Source organism: Clostridium cibarium (assembly GCF_014836335.1).
Lineage (GTDB): Bacteria > Bacillota > Clostridia > Clostridiales > Clostridiaceae > Clostridium > Clostridium cibarium.
This window is the reverse complement of record NZ_JACSRA010000002.1, coordinates 118,312-131,157: the sequence shown is the minus strand read 5'-3', so window position 1 is coordinate 131,157 and position 12,846 is coordinate 118,312. Positions and strand designations below refer to the sequence as shown.

Sequence of the window (12,846 nt, the reverse complement as noted above, 5' to 3'; positions counted from 1 at the left end):
ATGATAATGTTAAAGGTATATATAATTGAAGATGACATAGGCCAAAGAGAAAGGTTGACTAACTTTGTAGAAAAGACTATAGATGAGGATGGCTTAGATATGGAATTGGCGCTTAGTACAGATAAAGCCAAAGATTTGATTTGTAGTATTGAAGGAAAAGGTACTGTTGGGCTATATTTCATAGATATTGATTTAGGGGAAGATATTCATGGCTTAGAGCTAGCTCAAATTATAAGAAAACATGATAAAAATGGATTCATAATTTTTGTTACTACTCATAGCGAATTGAGTGTTTTAACATTCCAATATAAAATTGAAGCAATGGATTTTATAATAAAGGATGAAATTGATTCTATGCTAAATAAGGTAAAGGAATGTTTAGTTAAGGCTAATTCTATTAAAGAAGCTAATGATTTAGAGGATGATAGAATATTATCTATAGATATAGGAAAAAAGAAATTGTGCTTTGATAAAGAAAAAATAATATTTTTTGAACTGGATTCTAAAACTCAAAAAATTGTATTACATGGTGTAAATAGACAAATAGAGTTTAATGGGAGATTGAAAGATTTAGAGAGTAAAGCTGGGAAGAACTTCTTTATGGTTAATCGAAAGGTTTTAATTAATCTAAAATATGTAAAGGCTATGAGCAAGAGTAGAAAATATGTATTAATGAATAACGGTGAAAAATGTAAGATTGGATTTGGGCGAATGTCCAAATTATCAAAGATTATATAAAATGAAAGAAAGAGTTAAAGTGTTTATCACTTTAATTTTTTTGTTTTTTTAGTATAAAAAGTTAATATTTTTATTATGGAAAAAATATCTAGTAAAAAAATTCTATTTACACAAATAGTAGAATAAATTGTAAAATAGCATAAATAAAAAGTGAAAACGTATTCCAAGAATAAATATATTTTAACAAATCAATAATTTAATCTTGCAAATGAATATTAAAATAACTAATAGTAGTGTAAATAAAATGCGAGTTTATTTGACAAATCCATTTATCTATATATAATTGTTAATAAGGACATGTGTATCTATATTAAGGAATAAGGGAGAGATGAAGTTGTTAAGGTACATTTTTAAAAGACTTCTTACAGGAATAATTACTATATGGGCAGTTATTACTATAACATTTTTTCTTGTAAGACTAATGCCAGGGGGTCCATTTGATGGAGACAAAATAACGCCTGAAATAAAAGCAAACTTAGAGGCAAAGTATGGATTAGACAAGCCGGTGGGTGAGCAATATAAAATCTATATGTCAAATCTTTTAAAAGGAGATTTGGGTGAATCTATGAAGTTTGTTGGAAGGGACGTAAGTAAGACAATTAAAACAACATTCCCTAAATCTGCTAAACTTGGAGGAGTTGCAGTAGCATTAGCAGTAGTAGTAGGTGTAAGTTTAGGAGTTGTTTCGGCTTTAAAATCTGGTAAATGGCCAGATAGGCTATGTATGTTTTTAGCAACACTTGGTATAACAATTCCAAGCTTTGTTATGAGTGCACTGCTAATATATGTCTTAGCAAGCAAATTGCATATTTTACCAACAACAGGGTTTACTAGTTGGAAACATTTGGTTATGCCGTCTATAGCACTAGCAGCTAGTGCGACGTCATTTATAACTAGATTAACTAGAAGTAAGTTAATTGATGTTTTAAAATCGGATTATATAAGAACAGCAAAGGCTAAAGGATTAAGTGGAAGGACTATTATTTTTAAACATGCTTTAAGAAATTCCTTGATTCCAGTTATTACATACCTTGGGCCATTAATAGCTGGGGTATTGACAGGAAGTTTCGTAGTAGAAAGCATATTCGCAATTCCAGGTCTTGGTAGCGAATTTGTATCCACAGTTACAAATAGAGATTATTCAGCATTACTAGGAGTATTAGTATTTTATAGTACATTAATAGTAGTATGTAACATTTTAGTTGATATTATGTATGTAATAGTAGATCCAAGAATAAAATTGGATAAGCCAGAAGTGTAAGGAAGGAAGACAAAAATGGAAAATTTAAATGATTTAGATAAAAGCTTGTTTACACCTTTAAGCGCTGAAGAAAAAAAGTTTGAACAAGTAGTAAGACCAAGTGTTGGATATTGGAAAGATGCTTGGAGAAGATTGAAAAGCAATAAAGTAGCGATAGTTTCGTTAATTGTAGTTATTTTATGTATTGTTGCTGCAATTAGCGTTCCACTTGTATCATCATTTACTTATGATGCAAATGATTTAACGAATACTAATGCTAATCCAGGGGGAGCACATATCTTTGGAACTGATGCATTAGGAAGAGACTTATTTGTTAGAGTAATGTATGGAGCGAGATATTCTTTAACAATTGGTGTGGCTGCGGCTATTATCAATCTTGTTATCGGTGTTTTTTATGGAGGAATTGCAGGTTTCATAGGTGGTAAGGTTGATAATGTAATGATGAGAATAGTTGATGTATTATATTCTATACCAACTATTATCTATGTAATATTGTTAATGGCATTCTTTACAAGCAAAGATGGTGGTAGCGGTATTGGAAATATAATTATTGCTCTTTCTATATCATATTGGGTAGGTATGGCTAGAATAGTTAGAGGTGATATACTTCAATTAAAAGAACAAGATTTCGTGCTAGCAGCAAAATCATTAGGTGCTTCTAAAGCAAGAATATTAGTTAGACACTTAATACCAAACTGCGTAAGCTCAATAATTGTTACAATGACATTATTAATTCCAGAAGCAATATTTACTGAGGCTTTTTTAAGTTTCTTAGGACTTGGAATAAATGCGCCTTTAGCTTCACTTGGTACTTTATGTAATGATGCTATGAAGGCAATATATGTACATCCATATCAATTATTCTTCCCAGCTGCTGCGATATGTATTATAATACTATCATTTAACTTACTAGGAGACGGGCTTACAGAAGCTTTAGATCCTAAGAATCAAAGATAGAGTAGGAGGAAAAATAAGTATGGACGAATTGTTAAAAGTAAAAGGACTTAAAACTTCCTTCGATACTCATATAGGGGAAGTAAAAGCAGTAAGAGGTACGAATATTTATTTAAATAAAGGGGAAGCTATTGGTATAGTTGGTGAATCAGGTTGTGGTAAATCAGTAAGTATGATGAGCATAATGAGATTGCTTGGAAGCAATGGTAAAATTGTTGATGGTGAGATCATATTCAATGGAAAAGATATAACTAAATTTACAGAAAAAGAAATGGAAACAATAAGAGGAAATAAGATAGGAATGATATTCCAAGATCCTATGACATCTCTTAATCCAGTTTTAACAATAGGTGATCAATTAACTGAATCTTTAATAAAACATAAAGGTGTTAGTAAAAAAGAAGCTCTAGATGAAGCTGTAAAGATGCTCTCATTAGTAGGAATTCCTAGCCCAGAAAAAAGAGTTAAACAATATCCTCATGAATTTTCAGGAGGTATGAGACAAAGAGTAATGATAGCCATGAGTTTGATTTGTAAACCTGAGCTAATAATAGCAGATGAGCCAACTACTGCTTTAGATGTTACAATCCAAGCACAAATCCTCGATTTAATGAAAGATTTAAAGAATAGATTAAATACAGCTATTATTTTAATTACGCACGATTTAGGTGTTGTGGCAGATTTATGTACTAGAATATATGTAATGTACGGTGGACTTGTTGTAGAAGAAGGAACAGATGAAGATATCTTCTATAGAGGAAAACATCCATATACATGGGGACTATTAAAATCTGTACCTAATCCTAAGAGTGATATGAAAGAAAAACTTATACCAATTGAGGGGCAACCACCAGATTTATTTAAACCTCCTGTAGGATGTCCGTTTGCAGATAGATGTGATCATACAATGAAAATATGTATGGAAAAACAGCCACCTCTATTTGAAATAGAAAAAGGACATAAAGCAGCTTGTTGGTTATGCCATGAAAATGCGCCAAAGGTAGAGTCAACATTGGGAGGAGATAAGTAATGGGAAATAAAGAGGTTGTTTTAGAAGTTAAAAATTTATGTAAATTTTTCCCTGCAAACAAGGGGTTGTTTAGTCAAAAAAGTTATGTAAAGGCTGTAGATGATGTATCATTTACAATAAATAAGGGTGAAACGTTAGGACTTGTTGGGGAATCAGGTTGCGGTAAGACTACTACAGGTAGAACAGTACTTAAACTTTATCAGCCAACTTCAGGAGAAATTATATTTAAAGGAAAAGATATTTCAAAACTTAGTGATAAAGAAATGGTTCCTTTAAGAAGGAATATGCAAATGATATTCCAAGATCCTTATGCATCTTTGAATCCAAGGATGACAGTAGGAGATATAATTGGAGAAGCAATAGATATTCACAAATTATACTCTGGGAAAGAGAGAGAAGATAGAATTAGATACTTACTTGATAAAGTAGGGCTAAATGGATCTCATATAAACAGGTATCCTCATGAATTTTCAGGCGGTCAAAGACAAAGAATTGGAATTGCAAGGGCACTTGCAGTTGAACCGGATTTAATAGTTTGTGATGAGCCTATATCGGCTTTAGATGTATCTATTCAAGCACAAGTTATAAATATGCTTGAGGAACTTGGATTAACATACTTATTTATTGCGCACGATTTATCTATGGTAAAGCATATTTCTACTCATATAGGAGTTATGTATCTAGGTAAATTAGTTGAAAAGGGTACTAGTGATGATGTTTATACTAATCCTATGCATCCTTATACAAAAGCTTTATTATCAGCGGTTCCAATACCTGATCCTAAGGAAGCTAAAAATAGTAAAAGGATAATATTGGAAGGTGATATTCCTTCACCAATTGATCCACCAAAGGGGTGTAGATTCAAAGGAAGATGCAAATATGCAACTGAAATCTGTGGACAGGAAGATCCAGTGATGAGGGAAGTTAAAAAAGGTCATTTTGTAGCGTGTCATAATTTATAAGCTTATTATTTTGCATTAAGCAAATTATAATAAATCTATTAAGGGGGAACAAATATGCAAAAAAGTAAAATTAAAAAGCTTTGTGCTATAACTTTAGCATTAGCTTTAGGTGCGACAACATTAGTTGGTTGTGGAGGAAAGGATAGCGGAAAGGGCGCTAAACAAGAAATGGTTCATAACTTGGGAGCAGAAGTTGAAACAGTAGATCCAACATTAAATAAAGCAATTGATGGATCTATAGTAATAGCTAATGCTTTTGAAGGACTTTATAAAACTTATGATAGTGATAAGGCAGAGCCAGGAATAGCAAAGAGCTGTGATATTTCTTCAGATGGATTGACTTATACATTCCATTTAAGAGATGATGCTAAATGGTCTGATGGACAACAAGTTACTGCAAAGGATTTTGCTTATTCTTGGAAAAGAGCTTTAGATCCAAAAACAGCTGCGAATTATGCTTACCAATTGTATTATATAAAAGGTGGAGAAGCATATAACACTGGAAAAGGTTCAGCAGATGCATTAGGAATTAAAGTTGTTGATGATTTAACATTAGAAGTAAAATTAGAAAAACCAACAACTTACTTCTTAGAGTTAACTGCATTTGCAACTTATATGCCATTAAGAGAAGATGTAATCTCAGCTCATCCAAATGATTGGACTACAGATCCTTCTACTTATGTAACTGATGGGGCATTTAAGTTACAAGAATATAATATGAAAGATTCTTACGTATTTGTTAAAAATGACAATTACTATGATAAAGATAAGGTTAAGCTTAATAAGTTAACATTTAAGATGATAGTAGATGAAACTTCTGCTTATGCGTCATTAAAGAATGGAGAACTTACTTCAATTGATATTGTACCAGTAGCAGAAATAGAAAGTGGTAAACAATCTGGATTAGTTCAAATTTCTCCAAATTTAGGAACATACTTCTATTGTTTAAATGTTGGAAATAAAACTGAACAACTTAAGCCAGAAGTTAAGAAAGCTTTAGATAACAAAAATGTTAGAAAAGCACTTAATCTTGCTATAGATAGAGAAAAGATTGTTAAAGAAGTTGCTAAGGGTGGTCAAGAACCTGCTTATTCATTTGTACCTAAAGGTATAGAAATAGACGGTAAAGATTTTGCTGATAAGAAGTATTGGGATGAAACTAAGTTTGATGTTGAAGGGGCTAAGAAATTATTAGCTGATGCAGGATATCCAAATGGTGAAGGCCTTCCTACTTTCCAATTAAAGTATAACACTGCTGAAGGTAATAAGTTAATAGCTGAAGCTGTTCAACAAATGTGGGCACAAATCGGTGTTAAAGTTAACTTACAAAATGAAGAATGGAAGGTATTCCAAAAATCAAGAGAAAATGGTAGCTATGAAATTGCTAGACATGGTTGGAGTGCTGATTATGTTGATCCAATAAGTTTCTTAGATATGTGGATGACTGGCGGAGGAAATAATGACGCTAAATTTGCAAATCCAAAATATGATGAATTAATCAAAAAAGCACAATTAGAAACTGATGTAAAAACTAGAGCTCAACATATGAGAGAAGCAGAAGATATATTAATGGAAGAAATGCCAATAGTTCCAATATACTATTATACTTTTGTAAAAGGAATTGATCCTAAGGTTAAGGATATGAGAGTATCACCTTTAGGTCAAGTATACTTTGTTAAAGCTTATATGGCTGAATAGTAATTTTAAATCTCGTAATAAGATTATTCTTGTTACGAGATTTTTTTTGTTTGTAGGGTATAATAAATTTAGAAATAAGCAGGATTTTATGGAGGTTATTATTATGAGTGGAAAGAAGCTTTATGAAGAGATTGAAGAGCATCTATTAAAGGATAAAAAACCATCTATATTCTTAAATGAATTGAAAGATAAAGGTATCTTGGATGAATACCCATTTAGTGAAATTAAGGGGCTAGAGAAAATTCAGCAGTCTCCTAAACATCACCCAGAGGGCAATGTATGGATACACACCATGATGGTTGTAGATGAAGGCGCTAAGGTTTTGGATGAAGTTAAGGATAAAAGATCATTTATGTGGTGTTTGCTACTACATGATTTAGGAAAACTTACTACTACAAAACTTCGTAAAGGAAGATGGATTTCTTATGATCATGATAAAGTTGGAGAGGAAGAGGGAAGAAAGTTTTTGAGTTATTTTATAGATGATGAAAAATTTATTGTAAAAACAATAAAACTAATAAGGTACCATATGCACCTCTTATATGTAATGGGCAAAATGCCATATTCAGACATTGAAGGTATGAAGAGATATACTGACTTAGATGACTTGTCCATGGTATTTTTAAGTGATAGATTAGGAAGAGGTGGCCTTTCAGATAAGGATAAAGAAGAAGTTAGAAATGAGATAAAGAAATTTAGAGAAAAATATGGAAAGATTCAGATGCTATAGGAATAATTATAGCATCTGAATCTTTTATATAAAAAAATTTAAAACACTTCTATTTGAGAACAATTTACATCTTAACCACGTAATATATATGGAAGTTAAAGAACCATAAGACTACCCCTATCAATTAATTTCCCTTTTTTTAGGCTAATAGGTTCGATATCGTATTTATATAAAAATTTGTATACTTCATCACCGTAATTGTAATTATTCAGTTCGCCAAATAGTCCAAGTTTATTTTCAGAGATCATGCCACCTATTCCTCCGATAAAACCGTAATTTAAAGGAGGTAAAAGAATATCTCCTTCAGGAATGAGTAAAACATCAATTTCTTCATCTTTCAAGGAGTTAAAAATACCTTTATCACTAGTTATAAACACATCATCTTTAATTGGTAATATTGAACACTTTGTATAACCTTGTTTAACATTGATTATCTTTTTAGTTAATTGACTTTCAAGTAGATTTTTATCAGTAAAATTTATGTTATGGATAAAATATTTTTCAGTTATTAGCGCATTTAAACCTATATCATTTGGATATAAGCTTCCAAGTGATTTTTCTGATAATATGTATTTTATGTTATTAGAAGATAAGGTAGTTAGAAAGCTTTTATTTATATTTTTTTGTATTATTACAGTCTTTTCTTCTTTATTTAGGATATTCAGTTGAATATCAACATGACCATCAATGGCATCATAAACTTCTATGCATTTAGGAATAATAATAGGTGTAAGCTTATGCTTGATAAGGTTATTTATTTCTTCACGAGTAATTCTATAATCTACAAAACAAAACATGAAACGCTCCTTAAATAATTCATTATAAGGATAAGTTACTATTAAAAATTAAAAAAATCAAGTAGACAAAAGCTGAAAAATAAATTCTGTATATAGCTGAAATTTTAATACATACTATTACTAGGAAGGGAGTGAAACCCATGCTTGTACAGGAATTAGCTTATTCAGGTGAATTAGATTTTGTTAAAGAGCTACAAGAGTTAAAGGATATTCTCAGAAAGAGAAATGTAGTTATTGGAGTAGTTGAAAGATTAGATGGGATAACTCATGTAGTTAAGGTGGTTTGTGATGATGAAGGTTATGATGAAAAGACCTGTAATAGAATAAATTTATATATAAGCAATATTCTATACAATATAGTTATTAAGAAATATAAAGAAAAAGAAATGTTTCAATTTTTAACAGACACTTATTTCTTTTTAAGACAAGAGGAAATATTAGAAGTTGAAGAAGAAATTATGAAAGTGCTTATTGGAGAGCAAGGACCAAGGGATGATATGTTTGTTTATTGCGCAAACAAAGTTAATTCTATAATTGAGAAGATTAAATATTGCATTGAAGAAAATAAGATGATTAATATAAATGGGTTTATTACCTTCAGGATGAGGGAACTTAGAGAAGATATCGAAGATATAATTGATAAAGTAGTAGAAAAATATATGGTAGAAAAGGAATATAAGGAATTTATTAAATTATTAAAGTACTTTGTAGACATTCAAGAAAGTAAAATACAAGAAGTAAATATAGAAATAAACTCTACTGGAGGATATAAAATTACTGATGAATATGGTAATGATATTTTTAGTTCTTTTTTAAGAGATTTATCAGAATGTAAATTAGGAATTGATGCTAGTGTTGAAGATATTGTTATTAGTGGATTAATCACTAATGCTCCAAATCATATCGTAATTCAGGGTAAAGAGGATTGTACAAATAAAGAATTTATTGATACAATTACTAATGTATTTGGAGATAGAGTAACGTTTAAAAAAGTTTATAATTAGATTTTTTAATAAAAATGTTGACATCACAGTTATTGGGTGATAGAATTAAATACGTTAAGAAGAAACGCCGTTTCTCACCTTGCAGCATCAATTGATAGCTAGCGTGGTTATTTATCGCGATGATTTTGTTGATAATATAGGACGGCAGTATACTGCCGTCTTTTTATTATATATAGAATATTGCTTTTATTTTTCGGAGGTGAAAACTATTAACAAAAATTATATAGTTAATGAGGATATAAGAGAAAAAGAAATAAGAGTTATAGCAGCTGACGGAAGTCAATTAGGTGTAATAGCTACTAAAGAAGCTCAAAATATGGCTGATGAAGCAGAGTTAGATTTAGTTATGATATCACCTGGAGCTAAGCCACCAGTTTGCAAGATTATGGATTTAGGAAAATTCATATATGAGCAATCTAAGAAGGAAAAGGAAGCTAAGAAAAAGCAAAAGGTTATCAGTATAAAGGAAGTAAGGGTAAGCCTTACAATTGAAGAACATGATATCGAAATTAAAGCTAAAAATGCAAGAAAGTTCTTATTAGATGGAGACAAAGTTAAGATCACTGTCAGATTTAGAGGAAGGGAAATGGAACTTGGTCATTTAGGACTAAAGATTCTAGAAAACTTCGCGAGCAAGCTTGAAGATGTATGTATTATCGAAAAGCCAGCTAAAAGAGAAGGAAGAAATATGACGATGGTTGTAGGCCCTAAAAAGGCATAAACTGAGAGGAGGAATTAAGCAATGCCAAAAATGAAAACTCATAGAGGTGCAGCAAAAAGATTCAAATTAACAGGTACAGGTAAATTAAAGAGAGCAAAGGCTTTCAGAAGCCATATCCTAACTAAGAAAAGTGCAAAGAGAAAGAGAAATCTTAGAAAAGCGGGATATGTTTCAACTACTCAAGAAAAAGCAATGAAGAAATTATTACCATATCTATAAGAATTGGTACAGGAGGTTTAAAGAATGGCAAGAGTAAAAAGAGCGGTTAATTCTCGTAAGAATCATAAAAAAGTTTTAAAGCTTGCAAAAGGATACTACGGTGGAAAGAGTAAGTTATTTAAAACAGCTAATGAATCAGTTATAAGAGCATTAAGAAATGCATATGTTGGAAGAAGATTAAAGAAGAGAGATTATAGAAGATTATGGATAGCTAGAATAAATGCTGCTACAAGAATGAATGGTCTTTCATATTCAAAGTTCATGAACGGAATGAAATTAGCTGGTGTTGACATCAACAGAAAGATGTTATCAGAAATAGCTATAAATGATCCAAAGGCATTTGCTGATTTAGTAGAAGTAGCTAAGAAAAACATAAACGCTTAATATATATAATAGAAATGCGACAAAGTGTCGCGTTTTTTTTGCAAAAAATAATAGATATATAAGATAGAGTAGCTTTATTACATGAAAAGTATATGGACGATAGAATTGAACATAAATTAGTATTTTCAAGTATAATGGAGTATATTGAATTATCATCTGATTATAGTAGAAGGTAAGATAGTTAATATAAAATAGTAGGGGTGTAAACTTTGATTTTCATAGAAAGTAAAGATAATACTTTGTACAAAGAAACAAAAAAACTTAAGGATAGAAAAGGCAGAAATAAAATTTCTAAATATATAATAGAAGGATTTAGGCTTATAGAAGAAGCATTTAAAGCAGGTGTTTCTGTAGATTATATATTCTTTAGCGGGGAAGTAGAAAAACTTAATGAATATCTTGGAAAATATATAAATAAGACGAAAATTTATGGATTAAGAGATGATTTATTAAGAGAGTTGTGTTCTACAGAAAAACCACAAGGAATTGTAGCAGTTGTTGGGATGAAGAAGCTAGATATAAGCTTTGAAGGAAGTTTTTATTTGTTATGTGATAAACTTCAGGATCCTGGTAATTTAGGAACTATAATTAGAACTGCTCATGCGGCCGGTGTGGATGGCGTTATATTAACAAAGGGGAGTGTGGATGTTTATAATGATAAAACTATAAGATCTACCATGGGATCGTTATTTCATATTCCTATCATTAATGATGATGAAAATAATAGCATTACAAAAAAATTAATAGATAGAGGATTTTCACTAGTTTCTACTTCTTTGGAAGGAGATAAGGATTTCTTTAAAGAAGATTTAACTGGAAAGATTATTATTTCAGTTGGAAATGAAGGAAATGGTGTTAGTGAGGAGATATACAATCTTTCAGATAAAAAGGTTAAGGTACCTATGCCAGGAGGAGCAGAATCTTTAAATGTTGCTATAGCAACATCGGTTATATTATACGAGAAAGTTAGACAAAATAGTTGATATTTAATAAATTTATTTGTATAATAGGAAAGTAATAGAATAATAAACTATGATTGAGAAAGTAAATATAATAAAACATTCAGGGAGAAAGGGTCTTGGACTGGAAGCCTTTTTATGAGGAGTTATATTGAAGTTCCCTCAGGAGTTCTAGCTGTGAAATTTTTAGTAGTAGCTAGCGGGAAACCGTTAAATTATTGAGTTGGGTGTTGTCTTTATTTAGACAGACCAATTAGGGTGGTAACGCGGATAATTCGTCCCTTTTTAGGGGCGTTTTTTTTATGTTCAAAATTAGTAAAGTTAATGGAAAACTTATTACTTACAAAGTTCAAGTAAAGGAGAATTAAAATGCAAGAAAAATTGATGCAAATTAAAGAAGTGGCTTTAAAAGAAATTGAAGCAGTAAAAAATACTGCAGAAGTTCAAGAACTTAGAGTTAAGTTCTTAGGTAAAAAAGGAGAACTAACTACTATTTTAAAGAGTATGGGTGGTTTGTCTAAAGAAGAAAGACCTGTAGTAGGTAAAATGGTAAATGACGTAAAAAAAGTTGTAGAAGATAAGTTGGAATTTATCTCAAAGGAAATAAAAGAAAGAGAAAAGAATGAAAAACTTGGCAGCGAAATTATAGATATAACACTTCCAGGAAAGAAAAATGATATTGGGAAGAGACATCCATTGGAGCTAACTGTTGAGAGAATGAAGGATATATTCATTTCTATGGGATTTGCAATAGAAGATGGACCAGAAGTAGAGCTTGATTATTATAATTTTGAAGCTCTAAATATACCCAAAAATCATCCAGCTAGAAGTGAGCAAGATACATTCTATATAAATGATAATATTGTGCTAAGAACTCAAACATCTCCAGTACAAATTAGAACTATGGAAAAGCAAGAACCACCAATAAAGATGATTTCTCCAGGAAAAGTTTATAGGGCTGATTCTGTGGACGCTACCCATTCTCCAATATTCTATCAAATGGAAGGGTTAGTAATAGATAAAGGAGTTACATTTGCAGACTTAAAGGGAACTTTAGAGCTATTTGCAAAGAAGATGTTTGGTGATAAGGTTAAGACAAAGTTTAGACCACATCATTTCCCATTTACAGAGCCATCTGCTGAGATGGATGCAACTTGTTTCGTATGCGGGGGAAAAGGATGTAATGTATGTAAAGGATCGGGGTGGATTGAACTTTTAGGTTGTGGTATGGTTCATCCAAATGTTCTTAGAAATTGTGGCTTAGATCCAGAGGTTTATAGCGGATTTGCTTTTGGATTTGGTGTTGATAGAATGGTTATGCTTAGCTATGGCCTTGATGATATCAGATTATTATATGAAAGTGATATGAGATTCTTAAATCAATTCTAG

Annotated in this window: 14 protein-coding genes and 2 other annotated features; of the genes, 13 read left to right on the top strand and 1 reads right to left on the bottom strand. The window is 31.0% G+C overall.

Annotation, left to right across the window (positions count from 1 at the left end):
- The first annotated feature begins 6 nt into the window (after positions 1 to 6).
- From H9661_RS01930 to H9661_RS01900, 7 genes are all read left to right on the top strand, one after another.
- Positions 7 to 738, top strand: coding sequence for a LytR/AlgR family response regulator transcription factor (locus H9661_RS01930; protein ID WP_185966679.1), 732 nt, complete (start codon positions 7 to 9; stop codon positions 736 to 738).
- A 334-nt stretch (positions 739 to 1,072) separates the two neighbouring features.
- The gene (locus H9661_RS01925; RefSeq protein ID WP_143314571.1) at positions 1,073 to 1,999 is read left to right on the top strand and encodes an ABC transporter permease; all 927 of its coding nucleotides are present in this window, start codon (positions 1,073 to 1,075) and stop codon (positions 1,997 to 1,999) included.
- Between the two features lie 15 nt (positions 2,000 to 2,014).
- Complete coding sequence (locus H9661_RS01920) at positions 2,015 to 2,956, top strand: ABC transporter permease (RefSeq protein ID WP_143314570.1); 942 nt, start codon at positions 2,015 to 2,017, stop codon at positions 2,954 to 2,956.
- A 19-nt stretch (positions 2,957 to 2,975) separates the two neighbouring features.
- The gene (locus tag H9661_RS01915) at positions 2,976 to 3,983 is read left to right on the top strand and encodes an ABC transporter ATP-binding protein (RefSeq protein WP_143314569.1); all 1,008 of its coding nucleotides are present in this window, start codon (positions 2,976 to 2,978) and stop codon (positions 3,981 to 3,983) included.
- Entirely contained in the window at positions 3,983 to 4,945 is a 963-nt protein-coding gene (locus H9661_RS01910; protein WP_191767570.1) for an ABC transporter ATP-binding protein, read from the top strand. The genes H9661_RS01915 and H9661_RS01910 overlap by 1 nt, the downstream gene beginning before the upstream one ends.
- 54 nt (positions 4,946 to 4,999) lie before the next feature.
- Positions 5,000 to 6,643: a peptide ABC transporter substrate-binding protein gene (locus H9661_RS01905; RefSeq protein WP_191767569.1), complete on the top strand. Its 1,644-nt coding sequence runs from the start codon at positions 5,000 to 5,002 to the stop codon at positions 6,641 to 6,643.
- A gap of 103 nt (positions 6,644 to 6,746) precedes the next feature.
- Positions 6,747 to 7,373, top strand: a complete 627-nt coding sequence (locus tag H9661_RS01900; protein WP_191767568.1) for an HD domain-containing protein — start codon at positions 6,747 to 6,749, stop codon at positions 7,371 to 7,373.
- A 95-nt stretch (positions 7,374 to 7,468) separates the two neighbouring features.
- On the opposite strand, the gene H9661_RS01895 is transcribed toward H9661_RS01900, so the two are convergent.
- Positions 7,469 to 8,170, bottom strand: a complete 702-nt coding sequence (locus H9661_RS01895; RefSeq protein WP_143314565.1) for a DUF6873 family GME fold protein — start codon at positions 8,168 to 8,170, stop codon at positions 7,469 to 7,471.
- Positions 8,171 to 8,310: 140 nt separating this feature from the next.
- Here H9661_RS01895 and ytxC point away from each other — a divergent pair, with 140 nt between their 5' ends.
- The 6 genes from ytxC to pheS all read left to right on the top strand — a co-directional run bounded on the left by ytxC (position 8,311) and on the right by pheS (position 12,846).
- The gene (gene ytxC / locus H9661_RS01890) at positions 8,311 to 9,174 is read left to right on the top strand and encodes a putative sporulation protein YtxC (protein WP_143314564.1); all 864 of its coding nucleotides are present in this window, start codon (positions 8,311 to 8,313) and stop codon (positions 9,172 to 9,174) included.
- Positions 9,175 to 9,224: 50 nt separating this feature from the next.
- Positions 9,225 to 9,347 (top strand) — a sequence feature (ribosomal protein L20 leader region).
- A 26-nt stretch (positions 9,348 to 9,373) separates the two neighbouring features.
- Entirely contained in the window at positions 9,374 to 9,895 is a 522-nt protein-coding gene (infC, locus tag H9661_RS01885) for a translation initiation factor IF-3 (protein WP_143314563.1), read from the top strand.
- 21 nt (positions 9,896 to 9,916) lie between these two features.
- Positions 9,917 to 10,114, top strand: coding sequence for a 50S ribosomal protein L35 (gene rpmI / locus H9661_RS01880; protein ID WP_143314562.1), 198 nt, complete (start codon positions 9,917 to 9,919; stop codon positions 10,112 to 10,114).
- A gap of 24 nt (positions 10,115 to 10,138) precedes the next feature.
- Complete coding sequence (gene rplT / locus H9661_RS01875) at positions 10,139 to 10,498, top strand: 50S ribosomal protein L20 (RefSeq protein WP_143314561.1); 360 nt, start codon at positions 10,139 to 10,141, stop codon at positions 10,496 to 10,498.
- A 209-nt stretch (positions 10,499 to 10,707) separates the two neighbouring features.
- Positions 10,708 to 11,481, top strand: coding sequence for a TrmH family RNA methyltransferase (locus H9661_RS01870; RefSeq protein WP_191767567.1), 774 nt, complete (start codon positions 10,708 to 10,710; stop codon positions 11,479 to 11,481).
- Positions 11,482 to 11,521: 40 nt separating this feature from the next.
- Positions 11,522 to 11,743: a binding site (T-box leader), on the top strand.
- Positions 11,744 to 11,826: 83 nt separating this feature from the next.
- Complete coding sequence (pheS, locus tag H9661_RS01865) at positions 11,827 to 12,846, top strand: phenylalanine--tRNA ligase subunit alpha (protein ID WP_143314458.1); 1,020 nt, start codon at positions 11,827 to 11,829, stop codon at positions 12,844 to 12,846.

What these genes read in the sequence shown, in the direction of transcription:
- rplT (WP_143314561.1), top strand. Translation starts at nt 10,139, where the DNA reads ATGGCAAGAGTAAAAAGAGCGGTTAATTCTCGTAAGAATCATAAAAAA.
- H9661_RS01930 (WP_185966679.1), top strand. Translation starts at nt 7, where the DNA reads ATGTTAAAGGTATATATAATTGAAGATGACATAGGCCAAAGAGAAAGG.
- H9661_RS01910 (WP_191767570.1), top strand. Translation starts at nt 3,983, where the DNA reads ATGGGAAATAAAGAGGTTGTTTTAGAAGTTAAAAATTTATGTAAATTT.
- H9661_RS01920 (WP_143314570.1), top strand. Translation starts at nt 2,015, where the DNA reads ATGGAAAATTTAAATGATTTAGATAAAAGCTTGTTTACACCTTTAAGC.
- pheS (WP_143314458.1), top strand. Translation starts at nt 11,827, where the DNA reads ATGCAAGAAAAATTGATGCAAATTAAAGAAGTGGCTTTAAAAGAAATT.
- H9661_RS01905 (WP_191767569.1), top strand. Translation starts at nt 5,000, where the DNA reads ATGCAAAAAAGTAAAATTAAAAAGCTTTGTGCTATAACTTTAGCATTA.
- rpmI (WP_143314562.1), top strand. Translation starts at nt 9,917, where the DNA reads ATGCCAAAAATGAAAACTCATAGAGGTGCAGCAAAAAGATTCAAATTA.
- H9661_RS01895 (WP_143314565.1), bottom strand. Translation starts at nt 8,170, where the DNA reads ATGTTTTGTTTTGTAGATTATAGAATTACTCGTGAAGAAATAAATAAC.
- H9661_RS01900 (WP_191767568.1), top strand. Translation starts at nt 6,747, where the DNA reads ATGAGTGGAAAGAAGCTTTATGAAGAGATTGAAGAGCATCTATTAAAG.
- H9661_RS01915 (WP_143314569.1), top strand. Translation starts at nt 2,976, where the DNA reads ATGGACGAATTGTTAAAAGTAAAAGGACTTAAAACTTCCTTCGATACT.
- ytxC (WP_143314564.1), top strand. Translation starts at nt 8,311, where the DNA reads ATGCTTGTACAGGAATTAGCTTATTCAGGTGAATTAGATTTTGTTAAA.